This window comes from Stenotrophomonas sp. a6 (genome assembly GCF_030913325.1).
GTDB lineage: Bacteria > Pseudomonadota > Gammaproteobacteria > Xanthomonadales > Xanthomonadaceae > Stenotrophomonas > Stenotrophomonas maltophilia.
Map to the genome: position 1 here is coordinate 1,531,088 of NZ_CP133161.1, position 19,619 is coordinate 1,550,706.

17 protein-coding genes are annotated in these 19,619 nt (G+C 67.0%); 7 read left to right on the forward strand and 10 right to left on the reverse strand.

Annotated elements, in window-relative coordinates:
* Window positions 1-58 precede the first annotated feature (58 nt).
* The 3 genes from Q9Q79_RS07030 to Q9Q79_RS07040 form a co-directional block, all read right to left on the reverse strand.
* Complete coding sequence (locus Q9Q79_RS07030; protein WP_044569757.1) at window positions 59-1,612, reverse strand: MASE1 domain-containing protein; 1,554 nt, start codon at window positions 1,610-1,612, stop codon at window positions 59-61.
* 198 nt (window positions 1,613-1,810) lie between these two features.
* A complete protein-coding gene (locus Q9Q79_RS07035) occupies window positions 1,811-3,415 on the reverse strand; it encodes an MASE1 domain-containing protein (protein ID WP_062607538.1) in 1,605 nt (534 codons plus the stop codon).
* A 50-nt stretch (window positions 3,416-3,465) separates the two neighbouring features.
* The gene (locus Q9Q79_RS07040; RefSeq protein ID WP_049460103.1) at window positions 3,466-4,743 is read right to left on the reverse strand and encodes an FAD-binding oxidoreductase; all 1,278 of its coding nucleotides are present in this window, start codon (window positions 4,741-4,743) and stop codon (window positions 3,466-3,468) included.
* Window positions 4,744-4,904: 161 nt separating this feature from the next.
* Here Q9Q79_RS07040 and Q9Q79_RS07045 point away from each other — a divergent pair, with 161 nt between their 5' ends.
* The 3 genes from Q9Q79_RS07045 (at window position 4,905) to Q9Q79_RS07055 (ending at window position 8,261) form a co-directional block, all read left to right on the forward strand.
* Window positions 4,905-5,666 carry a gamma-glutamyl-gamma-aminobutyrate hydrolase family protein gene (locus Q9Q79_RS07045; RefSeq protein WP_062607540.1) on the forward strand — a complete coding sequence of 254 codons (762 nt, stop codon included), beginning with the start codon at window positions 4,905-4,907 and terminating at the stop codon, window positions 5,664-5,666.
* Window positions 5,663-7,060: a glutamine synthetase family protein gene (locus Q9Q79_RS07050; protein ID WP_062607541.1), complete on the forward strand. Its 1,398-nt coding sequence runs from the start codon at window positions 5,663-5,665 to the stop codon at window positions 7,058-7,060. The genes Q9Q79_RS07045 and Q9Q79_RS07050 overlap by 4 nt, the downstream gene beginning before the upstream one ends.
* A 91-nt stretch (window positions 7,061-7,151) precedes the next feature.
* Window positions 7,152-8,261, forward strand: a complete 1,110-nt coding sequence (locus Q9Q79_RS07055; protein WP_005408819.1) for a polyamine ABC transporter substrate-binding protein — start codon at window positions 7,152-7,154, stop codon at window positions 8,259-8,261.
* Window positions 8,262-8,299: 38 nt separating this feature from the next.
* On the opposite strand, the gene Q9Q79_RS07060 is transcribed toward Q9Q79_RS07055, so the two are convergent.
* A complete protein-coding gene (locus Q9Q79_RS07060; protein ID WP_062607543.1) occupies window positions 8,300-9,700 on the reverse strand; it encodes an NAD(P)-binding domain-containing protein in 1,401 nt (466 codons plus the stop codon).
* A 273-nt stretch (window positions 9,701-9,973) separates the two neighbouring features.
* On the opposite strand from Q9Q79_RS07060, the gene potA reads away from it, so the two are divergent.
* The 4 genes from potA (at window position 9,974) to Q9Q79_RS07080 (ending at window position 14,326) form a co-directional block, all read left to right on the forward strand.
* A complete protein-coding gene (gene potA, locus Q9Q79_RS07065) occupies window positions 9,974-11,110 on the forward strand; it encodes a polyamine ABC transporter ATP-binding protein (protein ID WP_005408821.1) in 1,137 nt (378 codons plus the stop codon).
* Complete coding sequence (locus Q9Q79_RS07070) at window positions 11,107-12,039, forward strand: ABC transporter permease subunit (protein ID WP_201861732.1); 933 nt, start codon at window positions 11,107-11,109, stop codon at window positions 12,037-12,039. Before potA ends, Q9Q79_RS07070 begins: the two co-directional genes overlap by 4 nt.
* Window positions 12,036-12,878, forward strand: a complete 843-nt coding sequence (locus tag Q9Q79_RS07075; protein ID WP_201861733.1) for an ABC transporter permease subunit — start codon at window positions 12,036-12,038, stop codon at window positions 12,876-12,878. Before Q9Q79_RS07070 ends, Q9Q79_RS07075 begins: the two co-directional genes overlap by 4 nt.
* 83 nt (window positions 12,879-12,961) lie before the next feature.
* Window positions 12,962-14,326, forward strand: a complete 1,365-nt coding sequence (locus Q9Q79_RS07080; RefSeq protein ID WP_049417555.1) for an NAD-dependent succinate-semialdehyde dehydrogenase — start codon at window positions 12,962-12,964, stop codon at window positions 14,324-14,326.
* A 173-nt stretch (window positions 14,327-14,499) separates the two neighbouring features.
* On the opposite strand, the gene Q9Q79_RS07085 is transcribed toward Q9Q79_RS07080, so the two are convergent.
* The 6 genes from Q9Q79_RS07085 to Q9Q79_RS07110 all read right to left on the reverse strand — a co-directional run bounded on the left by Q9Q79_RS07085 (window position 14,500) and on the right by Q9Q79_RS07110 (window position 19,600).
* Window positions 14,500-15,522, reverse strand: a complete 1,023-nt coding sequence (locus Q9Q79_RS07085; RefSeq protein ID WP_005408825.1) for a magnesium and cobalt transport protein CorA — start codon at window positions 15,520-15,522, stop codon at window positions 14,500-14,502.
* 6 nt (window positions 15,523-15,528) lie between these two features.
* Complete coding sequence (locus Q9Q79_RS07090) at window positions 15,529-16,779, reverse strand: DUF4105 domain-containing protein (RefSeq protein WP_154329328.1); 1,251 nt, start codon at window positions 16,777-16,779, stop codon at window positions 15,529-15,531.
* A complete protein-coding gene (locus Q9Q79_RS07095; RefSeq protein WP_005408827.1) occupies window positions 16,776-17,657 on the reverse strand; it encodes a transporter associated domain-containing protein in 882 nt (293 codons plus the stop codon). The genes Q9Q79_RS07090 and Q9Q79_RS07095 overlap by 4 nt, the downstream gene beginning before the upstream one ends.
* A gap of 64 nt (window positions 17,658-17,721) precedes the next feature.
* Window positions 17,722-18,309, reverse strand: a complete 588-nt coding sequence (locus tag Q9Q79_RS07100; RefSeq protein WP_201861736.1) for a hypothetical protein — start codon at window positions 18,307-18,309, stop codon at window positions 17,722-17,724.
* Window positions 18,309-18,917 carry a hypothetical protein gene (locus Q9Q79_RS07105; RefSeq protein ID WP_065183365.1) on the reverse strand — a complete coding sequence of 203 codons (609 nt, stop codon included), beginning with the start codon at window positions 18,915-18,917 and terminating at the stop codon, window positions 18,309-18,311. Before Q9Q79_RS07105 ends, Q9Q79_RS07100 begins: the two co-directional genes overlap by 1 nt.
* 74 nt (window positions 18,918-18,991) lie before the next feature.
* Complete coding sequence (locus Q9Q79_RS07110; protein WP_201861737.1) at window positions 18,992-19,600, reverse strand: hypothetical protein; 609 nt, start codon at window positions 19,598-19,600, stop codon at window positions 18,992-18,994.
* Between the last annotated feature and the right edge of the window lie 19 nt (window positions 19,601-19,619).

Consider the following 19,619-nt stretch of genomic DNA (forward strand, 5'->3'; position numbering starts at 1 on the left):
ACGGCGGTTTCGGGTGTAACTTTAGCGGCGAACGTTGCGCGCCGGGCCAGATTCCGCGTCAGGCCGCCGCTGGCGACGCGTGGGTGATCGGTTCATGCAGGACCAGCCGCAGCCGATTGCCGCGGCAGTGGACCGTTCCGCCGTAGGCAAGCATCCGTCCGGCCAGGCGCTCGACGGCCTGTTGGGTGGTACGCGTGGAAAGCGGGCAACCACGGTCGAGCAGGCTCACCACGGCAACAATGCCGCGATGCTTGCCTGCCCGACCGCTTCGGGCGCGCACGCAGACCTGCCCGGTTTCCAGTTCCAGCAGAAGTGAAACCGCCTCGATCAGCGAGCGATAGATGGCCAGTTGCAGATCCACGGTCAGCAGGCAGGGATTGCCCGCCAGCCTGGGTGGAATGACGCGATGCGTGTTGTTCCAGATTTCGCATGCACCGCCGGCTTGCAGCGCGATGTAGAGCCCGACCTGCTCCAGTCCGGTGGGATAGACCAGGCTGGCCTGTTCGCGAAACAGCCGTGAATGTACCGACGACGCGTGCTGCAGGCTGTTTGCGACCGCATGGTGGCCTTGGGACTTCAGCCAGCTGACCATCTCGCTGAGCGAATTGTCCATGCCCTCGCCCAGGTGCTTCAGGTGGACGGCCCGTTCACGCAGCTCACGCTCGCTGGTCTGAAGTGAGCCGCGTGCCAGGCGCAGCGTGGTTGCCTCGGCCAGGCCGCGGGACCGGGCGCGCTGATGGTGATAGCTGATGCTGGAACCGAGTGCCAGCAGTGCGACACTCATCACCGCCATGTTCTGTTGGGTGGCGAACGTGCCCAGGTCGAACGAGGAAGGCAGGCCAGTGCTGGGCGTTGCGCCGTGCAGGGGGAGGTTCAACAACGGAATCGCGATGGCTGCGCCGCGCCACCCGTGCATGAAGGTCAGGGCGATGGCGGGAAGGGCGGCCAGCAGCACCATGTGTGTCCGCGTCGTGTGGGCGTCGGCGCGTGTCAATTGCATGCACAGGCCCAGCACCAGCATCACCAGGATCGCCGAGGCGGTAGGGGCGACGAAACGGTCTGTCCAACCGGGGTCGGCCTGCCGCCGCGACCAGAGGAATGCCAACGGTACCAGGGTGATGATGGCGGCGAAGTGGCCAAAGATCGTCCGGTCGACCGCGTCCAGCAGGTTGCTGGGCGGTGGGTTGGACCATAGGACATATGAAATGCCCAGGTTGAGACCCGGCACGAACAACGCTGTGCAGAACGACAGCGACAGCAGCCACAGACCGGTGGCTGCTTCGGACGGTATTCTCATCCGATGCAGGTAGACCACCAGCATCGCCATCGGCATCAGCAGCGTCGAAGCCAGGATGACCCAATCCAGGCCGTAGGTGTCGATCATGGGGATGCGCAGCGTTGCAAAGTACGCGTACTCGCCCAGCAGCAGGTAGGGCCACAGGCGGGTCGGGACGATCAGCAGTGCCGCTGCGCGGATGCCCGCCGGCAGGAAGAACTGATCCAGCGAAAACTGACGCGAGCCGAGGCAGCTCAGCGCATAGACGGCCGCGAGTGCGATGCCGGCTGGCCGGATACGGAAGCTCAGTTCAACTGCCTTCTTGAATCGGTCCAAACCCGAGCCTCCCTTGCTCGTGACATGGCAGCGGCCGTGCGGGTTGCTTGAACGCGCCATGACGCGCCATTGGATGACAGTATCGATGGAAGCAGGGGGGCGCAATTGCACGCCGGCGCCAGATCCTGACGGGGTGGGTTCGGCGCCGACCAAAGATCACTTTCGCGCAATGATCTGCAGCTCCTTTCACCGGGATAGTCAGATCGCGGCCCGGGGGGCGCCAGCGTCCATGGAGCGTGTGCTTTCCCTCAAGGCTTCAGCAGCGCCTGCCTGGCGGGGAGCGTCCCGTGCTTCGGTCAACACCATCCTGAGCCTGTTGCCACTCAGGTCCATGTGGCCAGCGTGTGCGAGCACTCGGCCCAGCAGCTGCTCGTTTGCCAGCGCCTTTGCACGGCTTCCCAGTGATGCGTGGCGGTCCAGAAGAGCCACGCAGATGAAGGCACCACGCTTCCGGGTGGAGCTTCCGCAGCGGATACTGACCGAGATCTGTCCACACTCGCACTTCAATAGAAGCGAGACCGCATCGACCACGAGTCGATAGGCAGCAAGCTGCAGGCCGACCCCGAGTGCGCAGGGGTCACCCTTCAACCTCGGCTGGCCGATGCGATGCGTAGCATTCCATGCCTCGCGCACCCCGCCAGCCTGCAACGCCACGTACAGGCCCAGCTGTTCCAGGGCGGCGGGATAGATCATGCTGGCCTGGGCCCGGAACAGGCGCGAATGCACCTCCGAGGTATGCCGCAGGCTGTCGGCCACGGCGTGATGACCCTGCGCATGCAGCCAGTTCACCATTTCGTTCAGCGACAGGTCCATGCCATCGCCCAGCTGGCGCAGATGGGCCGCGCGCTCACGCAGGTCCATCTCGCTGGCCAGGTGTGAGTTCCGCGCAAGCTGCAGGGCCGCTCTGCCATCTTCCTCGCGCAGCCGGTGCTGGTTCTGGAAGTGGGTGATGCGCGCACCCAGCAACAGCAGGGCGATGCTGGCGATGGCCATGGCCTGCTGGGTAGCGAAGGTAGCCGGGTCGAATGCGGTCGGATGGTCGGCGGGGGTGCTGAGGCCAAGAATCATGTTAACGGCGGCGACACCGATGGCCGCACCGCGCCATCCCAGCAGGCAGGTCAGGGCGATCGCGGGAATAGGCAGGATCAACAGCAGCTGCAGCGAGCCGGGGGCCGTGATCGAGGCCGGTACCGGCGTCGCCTGCAGGCCAATGACCAGCATGGCGCCGAGTGCTGCGACCGTGGCCGCGACAGACCCGGTTGTCCATTTTTCCTCGGCGCGGCGGATCCACAGCAATGCCAGGGGTGCCAGGATCAGGATGCCGGTGAAGTCGCCCAGCGCATAGCGCAATACGTTGGTGATGAATGACGCGTTCTGCAACGGCTCCCAGAGCAGGTACGAGATTCCCAGGTTGAGCAGACTGATGACCGTCGCGGCGCATACCGCAATGGAGATCACGCCGACGATCGTGGTGCGTGCCAGCAGTTTCCGGTGCAGGCGCACGATCAGCATCACGGCAGGCATCAGGAACACCGAGGCCAGAATTACCCAGGTCAGGTTGTATTTGCTGATCAGGGGGATGCGCAGATGCGCGAAGTAGGCGTATTCACCCATCAGCAGGTAGGGCCAAAGACGGGGCGGACACAGCAACAGCGCGGCCACCCGCACGCCGGCAGGCAGGAAGAACTGGTCCAGTGACAGCTTGCGCGCACCCCAGCAGGCGAGGGCATAGAGCAGCGCCAGCGCCAGCCCTTCGGGGCTGACCCGTATCCTCACCAGCAGGCCGTCCTTCCACCACTGCATCCACGTGCTCCCCAGCTCCTGCGCCGATTATGTGGCTGGGAAGGGCCCCGCTACCACAACGCATCCCGCAGCTTGTACCACGACATCGCCGCCACCAGCAGGGGCGTGCGCAGCAGCCGGCCGCCGGGGAAGGGCGCATGCCGCAGGCGCTGGAACACGTCCAGACGCTCGCTCTGGCCGGCGATGGCGGCGGCGATCACCTCGCCGGCCAGTCCGGCGGCGGCCACCCCATGGCCGGAGAATCCCTGCGCGAAGTACAGGTTGCCGTCCAGCCGGCCCCAGTGCGGGGCGCGGTTGCGGGTGATGTCCACGTAGCCACCCCAGACCTGGTCCAGCACCACGTCGGCCAGCTGCGGGAAGACGTCGTGCATGCGTCGCTGCATCACCCCGCGCAGGCCGGGCGGGGGCAGTGCCGAGTAGCTGGCGCGGCCGCCGAACAGCAGGCGATGGTCGTGGCTGAGGCGGAAGTAGTCCAGTGCCCAGGCGGTGTCGGCCACGGCCATGTTGTTGCCGATCAGGGCGCGGGCACGTTCGGCGCCCAGTGGCTCACTGGCACCGATATAGGTGCCCACCGGCATGATCCGCCGTTCCAGCTCGGGCAGCAGGCCCTGCAGCCAGGCATTGCCGGCCACCACCAGATGCGTGGCGCACACGCTGCCCTGGGCAGTGTGCAGGCTCGGCCGTGGCCCGCGCTGGATGCGCACGACGGGCGAATCCTCGTGGATGACCACACCTGCCGCGCGCGCTGCATCGGCCAGACCGCGTGCATACGCCAGCGGGTGCAGGTGTGCGCTGAGCGGGTCGAACATCGCGGCGCGGTAGCGCGGGCTGTCCAGCTGCGCGCGCAGAGCGTCACGGCTCCACCACTGCATGGGGTAGTCGTAGTGGCGTTGCAGGTGCTCGCAGTTGGCGTGCAGGTCACGCTCGTGGCGTTCACGGATGGCCACGCTGGCGTGGCCTTCAACCCAATGGCAGTCGATGCGGTGGCGATCGATGCGCGTGCGCATCGCCTGCACCGCGTCGCGCGACCAGTCGAACAGGTGGCGTGCATCATCACGACCCAGCTGACGCTCCAGTTCGTCCACCTCGCAGCCGTAGCCGACCAGCGCCTGGCCACCATTGCGGCCGGACGCGCCCCAACCGATCCGCTGCGCCTCCAGTACCACCACGCGCTGGCCACGCGAGGCCAGTTCCAGGGCCGCGGTCAGGCCGGTGTAGCCCGCACCAAGCACTGCCACATCGGCCTGAACCTCGCCCTGCAGCGGGGGCAGCGCGGGTGGTTCGGGCAGGCTGGCGGCATACCAGCTGGGCGGGAACGCGGCACTCACCGCAGGCCTCGCGGGCGCAGTGCGGGAGAGGAGAGCGGGGGAGGACGATCAGCATTCACCCGAGTAGTTTCGCCGATGCGTGACAGCCATGGTGTGACGGCGACGACTTGCCGCCTTCGCCGGACGGCGGGTAACGTGTCGGCACGCCAAGGAGTTTTCCCATGCGCCGCCTGCCCTGGGTGGGCCTGCCCACCGACAGCACCGTGCTCGGCCATCACCGTTTCGCGGTGGCCGGCGAGAAGTACGTGCGCGCGCTGGTCGAGGCCGCCGAGGTGACCCCGGTACTGTTGCCGAGCGTGCAGCCGCCGCTGCCGGCCGGCGACTGGCTGCAGGGGCTCGATGGCCTGCTGTTGACCGGTGCGGTCAGCAACATCGAACCGCAGCATTACGACGGCGGTCGCAGCTGGCCGGGCAATCCGCATGACCCGGCCCGTGACGCCAACGCGTTCGCGCTGCTGCACGAGGCGCTGGCGCTGGACCTGCCGGTGCTGGCGATCTGCCGCGGCCTGCAGGAGCTGAACGTTGCGCTGGGTGGCACGTTGCATCCGCAGGTGCACGCGGCGCCCGGTCTTTCGGATCATCGTGAAGACCCGAAGGCGCCGGTTGATGTGCAGTACGGGCCGGCCCATGCGGTCGCCCTGGCGGCGGATGGCTGGCTGGCGCAGTGGCAAGGCGGTGACCGCGCACAGGTCAATTCGGTTCACGGGCAGGGCATCGACCGACTGGCACACGGGCTGCAGGTCGAGGCCAGGGCCGATGATGGACTGGTCGAGGCAGCGCGCAGCCCACACCATCGTTTCGTGCTCGGCGTACAGTGGCACCCGGAGTGGCGTGTCATGGACTCGCCGTTCTATCACGCTATTTTCCGTGCGTTCGGCCAAGCTTGCCGGCAGCACCAACAGAACCGACTGGATTCCCGATGAGTTCCCGAACGCGCCCGCGCAAGACGGCTACGCCCCCCGCACCGCAGGAAAGCAGCCTGCTGCGCTGGCTGAAGGAGCGGCGCATCACCGAGGTCGAATGCCTGGTCCCGGACATCACCGGCAACGCGCGCGGCAAGATCATTCCCGCCGACAAGTTCTCGCATGATTACGGTACGCGGCTGCCCGAAGGCATTTTCGCCACCACCGTCACCGGCGAGTTCCCTGATGACTACTACGAGCTGACCTCGCCGTCGGACTCGGACATGATGCTGCGTCCCGATCCGGACACGGTGCGCATGGTGCCGTGGGCGGCCGACGCCACCGCGCAGGTCATCCACGACTGTTACACCAAGAACGGTGAGCCGCACGAGCTGGCGCCACGCAACGTACTGCGCCGCGTGCTGGCGGCCTACGCCGAGCTGGGCCTGCGCCCGGTGGTGGCGCCGGAGCTTGAGTTCTTCCTGGTGCAGAAGAACACCGACCCGGACTTCCCGCTGCTGCCACCGGCCGGCCGCTCCGGGCGCCCGGAAACTGCGCGGCAGTCGTACTCGATCGATGCGGTCAACGAATTCGACCCGATCCTCGACCTGATGTACGACTACGCCGATGCGATGAAGCTGGATGTGGACACGCTGATCCACGAATCCGGTGCGGCGCAGCTGGAGGTCAACTTCACCCATGCCGATGCGATGGACCTGGCCGACCAGGTGTTCCTGTTCAAGCGCACCATGCGCGAGGCGGCGATGCGCCACGGCGTGTATGCCACCTTCCTGGCCAAGCCGATGGAGAACGAGCCGGGCAGTGCCATGCACATCCACCAGAGCCTGGTGCGGGTGAGCGACGGCAGCAATGTGTTCGCTGGCGACACCGATGCCGAAGGCGAGTTCAGCCCGGTGTTCGGCCACTATCTGGGCGGCCTGCAGAAGTACGCGCCGCAGGCGATGGCGTTCTTCGCGCCGAACGTGAATTCCTACCGCCGGCTGGTGTTCGGCGAAGTCTCGCCGAGCAACGTGCACTGGGGCTTCGACAACCGCACCTGTGGCCTGCGCGTGCCGCTGGACACGCCGGAAAACATGCGCGTGGAGAGCCGCTTCGCCGGTTCCGACGCCAACCCCTACCTGGCGATGGCGGCGACCCTGGCCTGCGGCCTGCTGGGCATCCGCGAGCGGTTGGCACCGGATGCGCCGGTGACCGGCAGCGCCAAGGAGCTGGGCTACAACCTGCCGCGCTCGCTGGGCGAAGCGCTGGATGGGCTGGAGCAGTGCCGCGAACTGCAGGCCCTGCTGGGCGAGCGCTTCTGCCGGGCCTACATCTCGGTGAAGCGCAAGGAATACGAGACCTTTTTCCGTGTCATCAGCTCGTGGGAGCGCGAGTTCCTGCTGCTGAACGTCTGAGCATCCGGAATAGAAAAATCCGCCGCCGGGGGGTAGGCTGGCACCCGTCGCCGGCACCGCCGGCCCCCCTTCCCGCATTCTGGAGCACCCGATGAAGCTGCGTATCCTCACGCTCGGCCTGGCCTCCGCCATGCTCGCCGCCTGTGGCGGTGGCAATGGCGGCGCGCAGGACAGCCAGGTCCTGAACGTCTACAACTACAGCGATTACATCGCCGAGGACACCATCCCGACCTTCGAGAAGGAGAGCGGCATCAAGGTGACCTACGATGTGTTCGACAGCGATGAGATGGTCGAGACCAAGCTGCTGGCCGGCAACAGCGGCTACGACGTGGTGGTGCCGACCCTGAACTTCTTCGGTCGCCAGATCCAGGCCGGTGTGTTCCTGCCGCTGGACAAGAGCAAGATCCCGAACCTGGCCAATCTCGATCCGGCGGTGATGAAGCGCATCGCCACCCAGGACCCGGGCAACCAGTACGGCGTGCCGTACATGATCGGCACCACCGGCATCGGCTACAACGTGGAGATGCTGAAGCAGCGTTTCGGTGGCAGCACCGACATCGCCAACAGCTGGGACCTGGTGTTCAAGCCCGAGAACATCAGCAAGATGAAGGACTGCGGCGTGACCATCCTGGACACGCCGGCCGACATGATCCCGATCGCGCTGCATTACCTGGGCCTGGACCCGCACAGCGGTGACCCGGCCGAGCTGCAGAAGGCGGCCGACCTGCTGAAGTCGATCCGACCGTACGTGCAGAATTTCCACTCCTCGCAGTACGTGGGTTCGCTGGCCAATGGCGGCACCTGCCTGGTGGTCGGCTGGTCGGGTGACATCATCCAGGCCCGCGACCGCGCCGAGGAAGCCAGCAATGGCGTGCACGTGGCCTATTCGATCCCGAAGGAAGGCGCCCCGCAGTGGTTCGACATGCTGGCGATCCCGAAGGACGCCAAGCATCCGGAGGCCGCTTACGCCTTCATCAATTACCTGCTGCAGCCGAAGGTTGCCGCGGCCAACACCAACTTCATCCACTACGCCAACCCGGTGCCGACCGCGACCCCGCTGGTGGATGAGGCGATCCGTACCGACCCGACCATCTACCCGCCGGCCGACGTGGCCGCGAAGATGTTCACGTACTCGATCAACACGCCGGAGACCGACAAGCTCTACACCCGGCTGTGGACCGAGGTGAAGACCGGCCGTTGAGCCGGCCTGGTGCCGCCGGGTCATGCCCGGCGGCTGCCTTACCCTGGGTCGATGCCGGTACTCCCGCTTCGGCCCAGGTGCCGCAGGATGGCAGGCAGCAGGTCGCGCGCATCGCGACCGCCGTTGCACAGGAACGATGAACTCATCCGCTGCAGGTTGTGCATGCCGATGAAGAACAGCCCCGGTTGCGGGGAAACACCGAAGTCGCCGAGCGGGTAGCCATGTGAATCCAGCGCGCCCGGTACGTCGAGCCAGGGCCATTCGGCGACGAAGCCGGTGGCCAGCACCACCGAGCGGATGCCTTCCGCCTGCAGATCCAGTTCGCGCGGGGATGCGTCCGGTTCCCAGTGCAGATAGACCTCCTCCGGAATGTAGCGGGCATCGTCGGTGCGTGGCTCGGGACGCGTGGCGTAGTACGCGCTGGCCAGCGAATCAAGATAGGCGTACTCGGCCTGCGTGGCCTCGATCGCGGTACGCAGCTGCGGGCGCACATCGGCGAAGCGGGCGACGTTTCCATCGAAGCCCTGCAACCGGCCCAGCAGCCTGATGCCCGCGCGGTGCATCGCCAGCAGGCTGATCGAGCTGCCCAGGCCACCGTTTCCCTTGCCGGAAATAAGCGGGAACTCTGCGGTGCGGGCCTTGCGCAGTGCATCCGGTTCCCCGGCAAGTACGCCCGCCGCTTCACTCACATGTTGATGGATGCGCCCGGCCATGTCCCACCAGGTCATCGAGTCCTTGCCGCGCAGCCGGCGGGTATGCGAATGCCGCTGGGCCAGTGACCAGTGCACGCTGCGACCGCTGTCGCGCAGGTCCTGGGCGATCTGCGCGCCGGACTGCCCACCCCCGATGACCAGCACGGCGCCATCGGGCAGCTGGCGGGCACTGCGGTAGTCGCCCGAGTGCAGCACGGTCAGGCCTGGCGCGGGCGCGAACGGGACCCGGGGCATCCGTGCGCGGCGGTATTCACCGGTGGCGACCACCACCGCGCGGGCATGGATCAGCCCCTGGCTGCTGTGGATGGCGTAGCCACCGGGCCCAGGCCCAACCCGATGCACCCCGCATCCCTCGTTGATCGGCAGGGAACGCTCGTGGGCATAGTCGCGGAGGTGCCGGATCACCTCCGGGGCGCCCATGAAGCCTTCCGGGTCGTCACCCGCATAGGCATGGCCGTGCAGGGCCATCGTCGCGTTGGCGGTGTTGGTCTGGAACGACTCCCAGCGCCGCTGCCAGCTGGCGCCTACGGTTTCGGCCTCCAGCACGCGATGCTCGACGCCGGCTTCCTGCAGGAGCGCGCTGAGGGACAACCCGGCCTGGCCGGCGCCGATGATGACCAGCGGCAGCCTTGCAGGCAGGGAGCCCGGCAGGCGGGGCGGGAAAGGAGAGGGGCTGTCCGGGGAAATCACCAGTGTGGGTCCATGCAAGGCCTTGATCAGGGCCATTGCGCGGGGAATGCCCCGGGCCTTCAACAGATCCGGTTCTGAAAAACGTTGCAGATCGAGGCGTCGCCTGTGGTGTCTGGCCGGGACGGCCGCAGGGTCGTCCCGGGGAGCCCGGGCCTTTGCGCGGGCAGGCCACCATGGCGGGGGAAAACCGACACTCCTAACGCCCCCGGAGCCGGCCAGCGGCCGCTTCCGCCTGCCGCCGTCATATCCCCTGGGCCCCCCGGCCGTTAGAATGGCGGCCGCTGTCCACCGCCCGCTCCCGGAGCCCCCATGCCCGTTGAAGCCCAGCCGGTAGCCACCGTCGTCGACACGACCGGTGCGCCCGGCTATCTCTCCATTCGTGACCTGCGCAAGGAATTCGACGGTTTCGTCGCCGTCGACGACGTCAACCTGGACGTGCGCAAGGGCGAGATCTTTGCCCTGCTCGGTGGCTCCGGCAGTGGCAAATCGACCCTGCTGCGCTGCCTGGGCGGCTTCGAGACGCCCACCAAGGGCAGCATCACCCTCGATGGCCAGCGCCTGGACGCGCTGCCGCCGTACCAGCGGCCGGTCAACATGATGTTCCAGTCCTATGCGCTGTTCCCGCACATGACGGTCGAGCAGAACATTGCCTTCGGCCTGAAGCAGGATGGCCTGGGCAAGGATGCGATCGGCAAGCGCGTGGGCGAGATGCTCGACCTGGTGCAGATGGGCCACCTGGGCAAGCGCAAGCCACACCAGCTGTCCGGCGGCCAGCAGCAGCGCGTGGCGCTGGCGCGGTCGCTGGCCAAGGGGCCGAAGCTGCTGCTGCTGGACGAGCCGATGGGCGCGCTGGACAAGAAGCTGCGCTCGCAGATGCAGCTGGAACTGGTCAGCATCATCGAATCGTCGGGCGTGACCTGCGTGATGGTCACCCACGACCAGGAAGAAGCGATGACCATGGCCACCCGCATCGCGGTGATGGATGCCGGCTGGATCCAGCAGGTCGGCAAGCCGGACGAGGTCTACGAGCAGCCGGCCAACCGCTTCGTCGCCGAGTTCATCGGTTCGGTCAACCTGTTCGACGGGGTGATCGACGAGGACCTGCCGGAGTACGTGACCGTACGCTCGCCGCTGTTCCCGGCGCCGATCTACATCGCCCATGGCATCACCGGTTATGAAGGGCAGCCGGTCGCGTTCGCGCTGCGCCCGGAGAAGGTGATGATCGGCAAGGACGAACCGGAAGGGCACACCAACAAGGCCCAGGGCGTGATCGAGGACATCGCCTACTTCGGCAGCCATTCGGTCTACCACGTGCGCCTGCCCAGCGGCGCCAAGGTACTGGCCAACTTCGCCAATTCGCAGCGCTGGGCCAGTGATGGCCTCACCTGGGGCGACGAGGTGTGGGTGCACTGGCGCGACAACGACGGCGTGGTGCTCACCTCATGAGCACCGCCGGCCTGAAGCGCTGGCTGCCGGGGCTGCGTGCCACGGTGATCGGCATTCCGTACCTGTGGCTGCTGCTGTTCTTCGCAGTGCCGTTCCTGATCGTGCTGATGATCAGCTTCTCGCTCAGCCGGGTCGGCTCGCCGCCGTACACCTCGCTGCTGCAGTACGCCGACGGCGGTTTCTCGCTGAAGCTGAACCTGGAAAACTACCTGGCGCTGTTCCGCGATTCGATCTATGCGCAGGCGTTCCTGAGCTCGATCAGGATCGCGGCGATCTCGACCTTCCTGACCCTGCTGATCGGCTATCCGATGGCCTATGCCATCGCGCGCCTGTCGCCCGCCGCGCGCAACGTGGCGATGATGCTGGTGGTGCTGCCGTCGTGGACCTCGTTCCTGATCCGCGTGTATGCGTGGAAGGCGATCCTGGACCGCAATGGCCTGCTCGACCAGTTCCTGCAGTTCACCGGCCTGCAGACGCTGATGACGTCGATGGGCCTGCCGAAACTGCAGCTGATCGACACCCCGACCGCCGCCTACATCGGCATCGTCTACTGCTATCTGCCGTTCATGGTGCTCCCGCTGTACGCCAATCTGGTCAAGCATGACCACCGCCTGCTGGAGGCGGCCTACGACCTCGGTGCCAAGCCGTGGCAGGCGTTCCTGCGCATCACCCTGCCGTTGTCCAAAGCGGGCATCATCGCCGGCTGCATGCTGGTGATGATTCCGGCGATCGGTGAATTCGTGATCCCGGAAATGCTGGGTGGCTCGGAAACGCTGATGGTGGGCCGCCAGCTGTGGAACGAGTTCTTCAACAACCGCAACTGGCCGGGCGCCTCGGCGATGGCGGTGGCGATGATCCTGTTGCTGCTGGTGCCGATCCTGCTGTTCAACCGTTCCCAGCAGCGCCTGCTGGAAGGGAAGCAGGCATGAGCCCGCTTAGCGCAAAGGGCCTGGGGCTGGGCGTGCTGCTGCTCGGCTTCGCCTTCCTGTACCTGCCGATCCTGCTGTTGATGTTCTATTCGTTCAACAGCTCGCGGCTGGCGATGGTCTGGGCCGGGTTCTCCACCCGTGCCTACAGCGACCTGTTCGCCGACCGCGCGCTGATGGATGCGATGTGGACCAGCCTGGTGGTGGCGTTCTGGACTGCCTGCACGGCCACCGTGCTGGGCACGCTGGCAGCGATGGTCATGACCCGCTTCAAGCGCTTCCGCGGCAAGCCGCTGTTCGGCGCGCTGGTCACCGCGCCGCTGGTGATGCCGGATGTGATCCTGGGCTTCTCGCTGATGGCGCTGCTGGCCTCGATGGGCGCGATTCCCGGCTTCCCGGCACGCGGCCTGGCCACCATCTGGATCGCCCACGTCACCTTCACCCTGTGCTTCGTCACCGTGGTGGTGTCCTCGCGGCTGCAGGAGATGGATCTGTCGCTGGAAGAAGCGGCGATGGACCTGGGTGCGAGCCGGCTGACCGTGTTCGGCCGTATCACCCTGCCGATCATCGCGCCGGCGCTGGTGGCGGGCTGGCTGCTGGCTTTCACCCTGTCGCTGGATGACGTGGTGGTGGCCAGCTTTGTCGCCACGCCGGGCTCGACCACGCTGCCGATGAAGGTGTTCGCCTCGGTGCGCATGGGCATCAGCCCGAAGATCAACGCGTTGGCCACGCTGCTGGTGTCGGCGGTGTCGATCGCCGCGGTGATCGGCTGGTACATCAACGCCCGCGCCGAGAAGCGGCGCCAGCGCGACCTGCAGCTGGCGCGGCAGGACAACGGCTGAGCACACGGTCTGCCGACAACGCCGGCAACACCCGGCTCACAGCCGGCGGCGCACAATGGGGGTCTTCCAGATGGAGATCCCCCATGACCGTCGAGATCGTCGACCCGGCCACCGGACAGGTGACCTACCGCCATGAACTGATGGGCGCAGCCGACATCGAGCAGCGCCTGCAGGCCGCTGCCGATGCATTTCCGGGCTGGGCAGATCGCTCGCTGCAGGACCGCGGCGCCATCCTTCGCCAGATCGCCGCGCAGCTGCGTACGCGGCGCGACGACCTGCAGCAGGCGATGACCCACGAGATGGGCAAGCTCAAGGCCGAGGCGCTGGCCGAGGTCGACAAGTGCGCTGCCGCCTGCGAGTACTATGCCGATCACGCGGCCGACTATCTCAAGCCGCAGCTGATCGATACCGAAGCCCAGCGCAGCTACGTGCGCTACGAGCCGATCGGCTGCGTGTTCGCGGTGATGCCGTGGAATTTCCCGATCTGGCAGGTGTTCCGTTTCCTCGCCCCGGCGTTCATGGCTGGCAACGTCGCCCTGCTCAAGCACGCCAGCAACGTGCCGCAGTGCGCCGACCTGATCCTGGCGGTGTGCCGTGACGGCGGCCTGCCTGATGGCGTGTTCGACGTGCTGCACATCGACAACGACCAGGCCGCCGACGTGCTGCGCGACGCACGGGTGAAGGCGGTGACGCTGACCGGCAGCGAGCGGGCAGGGCGCTCGATCGCCTCCAATGCCGGCAGCCAGCTGAAGAAGTCGGTGATGGAGCTGGGTGGCAGCGATGCCTTCGTGGTGCTCGACGATGCCGACCTCGACAAGACCGTGGCCGCGGCAGTGAAGTCGCGCTTCGACAACAGCGGGCAGACCTGCATCGCGGCCAAGCGCTTCATCGTGGTCGAGGCGGTGGCCGATGAATTCACCCGTCGCTTTGTACAGGCGGCGGGCGAGCGCCAGTACGGCGATCCCGATGAGCGCGGTACCACGCTGGCGCCGATGGCTCGCGCCGACCTGCGTGACGAACTGCACAAGCAGGTGCAGGCCAGCGTGTCCAAGGGCGCGCGGGTGCTGATCGGTGGTGAGCCGATTGCCGGCACCCATGCCGGCTATCCGGCCACGGTGCTCGACCAGGTCGGCCCGGGCATGCCGGCGTATGACGAGGAGCTGTTCGGGCCGGTGGCCGCAGTGATCCGGGTCAAGGATGAGGCCGAGGCACTGCGCGTGGCCAACGACACCCGCTTCGGCTTGGGCGGCAGCGTGTGGACCGGCGATCCGGTACGCGGCGAGCGCTTCGCGCAGCGCATGGAATGCGGTGCGGCGTTCGTCAACGCCATCGTCAAGAGCGACGCGCGGCTGCCGTTCGGCGGCAGCAAGCAGTCAGGCTTTGGTCGGGAGCTGGCTGACCATGGCATCCATGAGTTCATGAACATCAAGACCGTCTACGTGGCTTGATCCCGAACGGTAGTGCCGGCCGCCGGCCGGCATTGCCGGGTTGCCGGGTTGCCGGGTTGCCGGGTTGCCGGGTTGCCGGCCAGCGGCCGGCACTACCAGAAGCGGGCCATGCGCCGCGACCAACGGTCGTGGCCTACCGTTTTTGGTGGGTATCGACCGTTGGTCGATACGCGCTACAACCACTTCGCGCGCTTGAACAACCGATACAGCCCCACGCACACACCGCCCACGCCAACGATCATCAGCGGGTACGACCAGGGTTCGCTCAGCTCCGGCATGTGACTGAAGTTCATGCCGTACCAGCTGGTGATCAGCGTCGGCGCGGCGAGCAGCGCAGCCCAGGCGCCCAGCCGCTTGACCGTCTCGCCCTGCGCCAGTGTCACCAGCGAAAGGTTCACGCTCAGCGCAGTGCCCAGCATCTCGCGCAGGGTGTCGATCACATCGCTGATGCGCACCGCATGGTCATGCACGTCACGCACGTAGAGCTTCACTTCATCGGGAATCAGTTCGCCCTGGTAGCGGCGCAGCTGCGCCAGCACGTCCTGCAACGGCGCCACCGCCATCCGCATCTTGTTCAGTTCGCGCTTGAGCTCGTACAGCCGCACCACCGTGCTGCGCTTGTAGGTGTCGGCGAAGATGTCCTTTTCCAGCAGGTCCAGGGTGTCGCGGAAGCGGTGCACGATCGGCAGGTAGTTGTCGACCACGAAGTCGGTCACCGCGTACAGGCAGTACGACGGGCCCATCTTCAGCAGCTGCGGCTCGCGCTCGACGCGTGCGCGCACCGGCGCGTAGGAAAGCGAGGCGCCGTGGCGGACCGTCACCAGGAAGCGCGGGCCGAGGAAGGCATGGGTTTCGCCATACTGGATGCGTTCGTCGACCATCTGCGCGGTGGTCACCACCACGAACAACGAGTTGCCATAGGTCTCGACCTTGGGCCGCTGGTGCGCGTTCCGCGCATCCTCGATGGCCAGGTCGTGCAGGCAGAATTCTTCCTGCAGTTTCAGCAGCACGTCTTCGTTGGGGTCGTACAGGCCGACCCAGACGAAGCCGTTGCCGCTGGCAATGACATCGCTGATGGCATCCAGGCTGATGTCGTGGCGCTTGCCCTCGTCATCGTAGTGGACGCAGTTGATGACGCAGGTAGGGTTGGCCGAAGCGGGGGCCGAAGCGGAGGCGGGCAATGACATGCCCGCCATCGTGCGTCAGGGCCGTGTTTCGGACAAGTGAGGACGACGCGCCAGCACCCACGCCAGTGCCATGTGCACCGGCAGCAGCAGCACGATCCACTGCACGTTGTACTGCGCCTGCAGGCTCAGCCAGTGCAGCACCAGCGCGGCCACCGCCTGTACCGCCAGCAGCCACAGCACGATCCTGAACATGCGTCCCGGCACGCGCCGGCGCAGCAGTGCGATCGCGCCCGGCAGCAGCAGCACGGCCAGTGGCGAAAGCAGCAGCAGGTTGCGGTTGGCCCATGCAGCGTAGTGGATGCTGAAGCCCCACAGGAACACCAGCACGCCACCGAACAGGGCGCACAGCAGCCAGAACGGCAGGGCCAGCCCGGCCAGCAGGCGCGGGCGGTTGCGCAGCGCCAGCACGCCAGCGGCGATCACCAGGCCGCACAGCAGCCACGGCCACCAGCGGCGTGCGAACTCCTTCGGCTCCGGATCGATGCGGTGCGGCAACAGTTCCTGTTCGGACTGCACCAGCGGCCGGCCATCGCTGTTGCGTGCCTGGCGCAGGGCATCGGCCAGGCGCATCGGGACGAACGCTTCCTGCCAGCGCGACAGCGGCTGGTCGGCAAACGGTCCGAGGCCCACGTCGAAGCCCAGCCACATCCATGGTGCCGGCGAGGCCAGACGGACCGATTCACTGCGATAGGTGTTGCCACGCGAACGCCCCGACAGCTGCGACTGCAGGCCGCCGCCGAGTGCCTTGTCCAGCGTGTCGCGCACCATCGTCGCGCAGTTGGCAGTGTAGTAATCGTAGTGGTAACGCGCGTTTTCCGGCTTGGCCCGCTCGGCCAGGCCGGCGGCCAGCGAGCGCGCCTGGTCCGGGCGCAGGTCCAGCCATTGCACGCTGGCGCCACGGCCGGTCTCGTCGTAGTACGACAGGTCCTGCTGCAGCGGCAGCGCCACCAGGTAGTACATCATGTCGCCGCGCGCGAAGCGGCTGATGAAATCGTCCTCGGACGGATCGAAGTAGCCGAAGTTGTACGAGGTCGCTTCACCGCTGAGCGGATCGACCACCACGATGGCGTCATGGCCGAAGCGTTCGAAGAACACCGTGCCCGGCTGCATGGTCACCACGCCGATGCGCGGAGCAGGGGCTTCAGCGCTGGCCGCGGGCACGGCAGGTATGGCCGGCGCTGGCTGCGCGAAGGCGGCCAGCGGCAGGGCCAAGGCCAGCACGTAGAGTGCCAGCCACACCATGAGGATCAGGCCGCGGCGCTTCAAGCGTCGTCCTGCGCGTCCGGCGGCAGCACGGTCACGTGGAAGGCCTGTACCCGGCGCGCATCGGCGCGGGCCACGCGGAACATGAAGCGGTCCAGCGCCAGCTCGTCACCGACTTCCGGCAGATGGCCCACGGCCTCGGTGACCAGGCCGCCGATGGTGTCGTAGTCCTCGTCGGAGAACGTCGCGCCGAAACGCTCGTTGAAGTCGCCGATCGGGGTCAGCGCGTCGACCACGTACTGGCCGTCGGACTGGATCGCGATCTGCGCCGAGGGATCCTCGGCCTCGTCATGCTCATCGTCGATCTCGCCGACGATCTGTTCCAGCACGTCCTCGATGGTGACCAGGCCGGCGACACCGCCGTACTCGTCCACCACGATGGCCATGTGGTTGCGCGACAGGCGGAATTCCTTCAGCAGCACGTTGAGTTTCTTCGCTTCCGGGATCAGGACCGCCGGGCGCAGCAGCTCGCGCACGTTGGCCGGACCGTTGTCGGCGACCACGCCGCGCAGCAGGTCCTTGGCCAGCAGGATGCCAAGGATGTCGTCCTTGTTCTCGCCGTGCACCGGGAAGCGTGAATGGCCGGATTCGACCACCTGCTTCATCAGTTCCAGGAAGGGCGCTTCAACCGGCAGCGAGACCATCTGCGAGCGCGAGATCATCACGTCGCCCACGGTCAGCTCGGCCACCGAAATGGCGCCTTCCATCATCTTCAGGGTATCGGCGGCGATCAGACCCTCTTCCTGCGCGGTGTGCAGGACTGCGACCAGCTCGTCGCGGGTATGGGGTTCGCCGGAGAAGGCGGAGGTCAGGCGTTCAAGCCAGCCGCGCTTCTTTTCACTGTGCTCCGCAGGGGAGCTACTACTGTCGTCTTCTGACATCTCTGGAAAAAAGGCACCCGGCAGGCCGGGCGTTGACCCAAGTCTAGCAGGATGTGACGGCCTGTCAGTGACTGCCGGTGGCCGGGGCTGGGGCGGCCGCGGCCGGCGCCTCTTCGGGCAGGTCCAGGCTGTAGGTGCAGCCGGCCAGGGTCTTGCCCGGGTGGGAGGCCACGGTGGAGACGCTGAGGATGATCGACTCGATCTGGGCCTCGCCGGTCTTCGGGTCGGTCACGTCGCGGCTGACCAGCTCGCGGCCGGCCATGAACTTGCCGTCCTGGTCGTAGCCGGTCTCCAATTCCAGCCGTTTGGCCAGCGGGCGTGGGTCGGCCTGGTCGAGGACGGCCATGACGCTGGGGCCGGCCACCGCCACCCGATCGGTCTGTTGGCCGAAGACGGTGATCGGGCTGGCCAGCCGGAACTCGCTCATGAACTGGTTGCCCTGCGGCAGCGGCTGCAGGCCCTGGGCCACGGCCTTCAGCGGATCGGCCAGCAGCGGCGCCAGCGCGGCCTGCTCGGCCACGCCCTGGCGGCATTCGATCAGGGCCGGCAGGTCCAGGCGGGTGGCGAAGGCGGAGGGAGCGGCGAGGGCACAGAGCAGGGGCAGACAGCAGCGCAGTGACACGGTCGGTTTCCGCAGGCGAGGGGCCGCCATCATAGCCCCGGCGAGCGTCGGAACAGCCCGCTTAGAAGGCGCAGGAAACCGGTCATCGCCCGCCGTACGACCATCAGTGAGAGAGTCAGCACGACCGCAAGCATGGCGACCTGCATCGATTGCCCCGCGATGCGCGCCACCGCCGGCCACAGGCCCGGGCTGGTCAGCCAGGGCATCAGTTCCGCCGCGGCTGTCCTGGCCACTTTCATGTAGATCACGGCCAGCACGAACAGCACCAGCAGCGAGGTGCGGCTGGCGTGGAAGAACGGGAGTGCATTGACCGGCCTGCCAAGCCGCTGCTGCAGCAGCGTTCGCCACAGCACTGGCAGGGTCAAGGCACCGACCAGTATCAGCACCATCGACGTTTCCCACAGCCCCGGCAGGTGGGCGGGTTCCGCTCTACCTGTGAAGTGCGGGCCGAACATGCCGATCGCCAGCCCGGCCAGCAGGCACACGGGCGACAGCAGGGCCAGGCTGCGCAGCAGCCAGTGCCTGCCGCCGGGGTCGCGGGCGCTGATGCGGCGCACGGTGTGAGCGCCCAGCACCAGCAGGCCCGCGAGCAGGCCGGCGGCCATCGCAAACGTCGTGAAGCTGTTCCCTGGGTTCATCCTTTTTCCTTCCGCGTCCTGGCCGGTGTTGAACAGTAGCTCAGCGCATGGCTGGCACTCCAGCCGTGGCGCAGTCAGGGCGGACTCCAGCGCGTGGCCGCTGGGTACCAGCGCAGCCTGACCGGGTAGCCCAGTCGCGCCTGCAGGTGGTCACGCACGGCCGCCGCCGTCGCGCGGTTGGCTGGGGTATCCCGCAGCTCCACCTCCAGCTCCCCGGTCCTGACATCCAGGCCATGGCCGAACAGGTCGGGCAGCTGGGCCCGCAGCCAGTCCTGCTGTGCGTGCAGGCGGCGCGTCATCTCCGCTTCGGTCATCGCGGCGCCGGTGATGTAGCGCACACGTTGCGGGCCATCCGCCCCTGGATGTGTCTCATCGGCCTCGGGTGCGGCGCCTGTCAGTCGCACGACAACGTTCCAGCCCCTCGCATTGTCCACCCAGATGCCGGCCAGACGTGCCGCGTGCCGCGCTTCCAGGCGCTCGATCAGTGCCCGTTGCTGGGCAGTGGCGACGATGTTGCGGGTGTCGCGCTCGCTGCTGCCGAAGAACGCCCGTAGTTCGGCGATCTTTGCGGCGATGTCGGCCTCGCTGTCGCTGGCGGGGAACGGTGAGGGACGGTCAGGATCGGGCATCAGGCCTGCCCCGGACTGCAGTAGCGCGGCAAGCACAAGTGCGGGCAGGGTCATGCTGCGCTCCTCTTCCGTG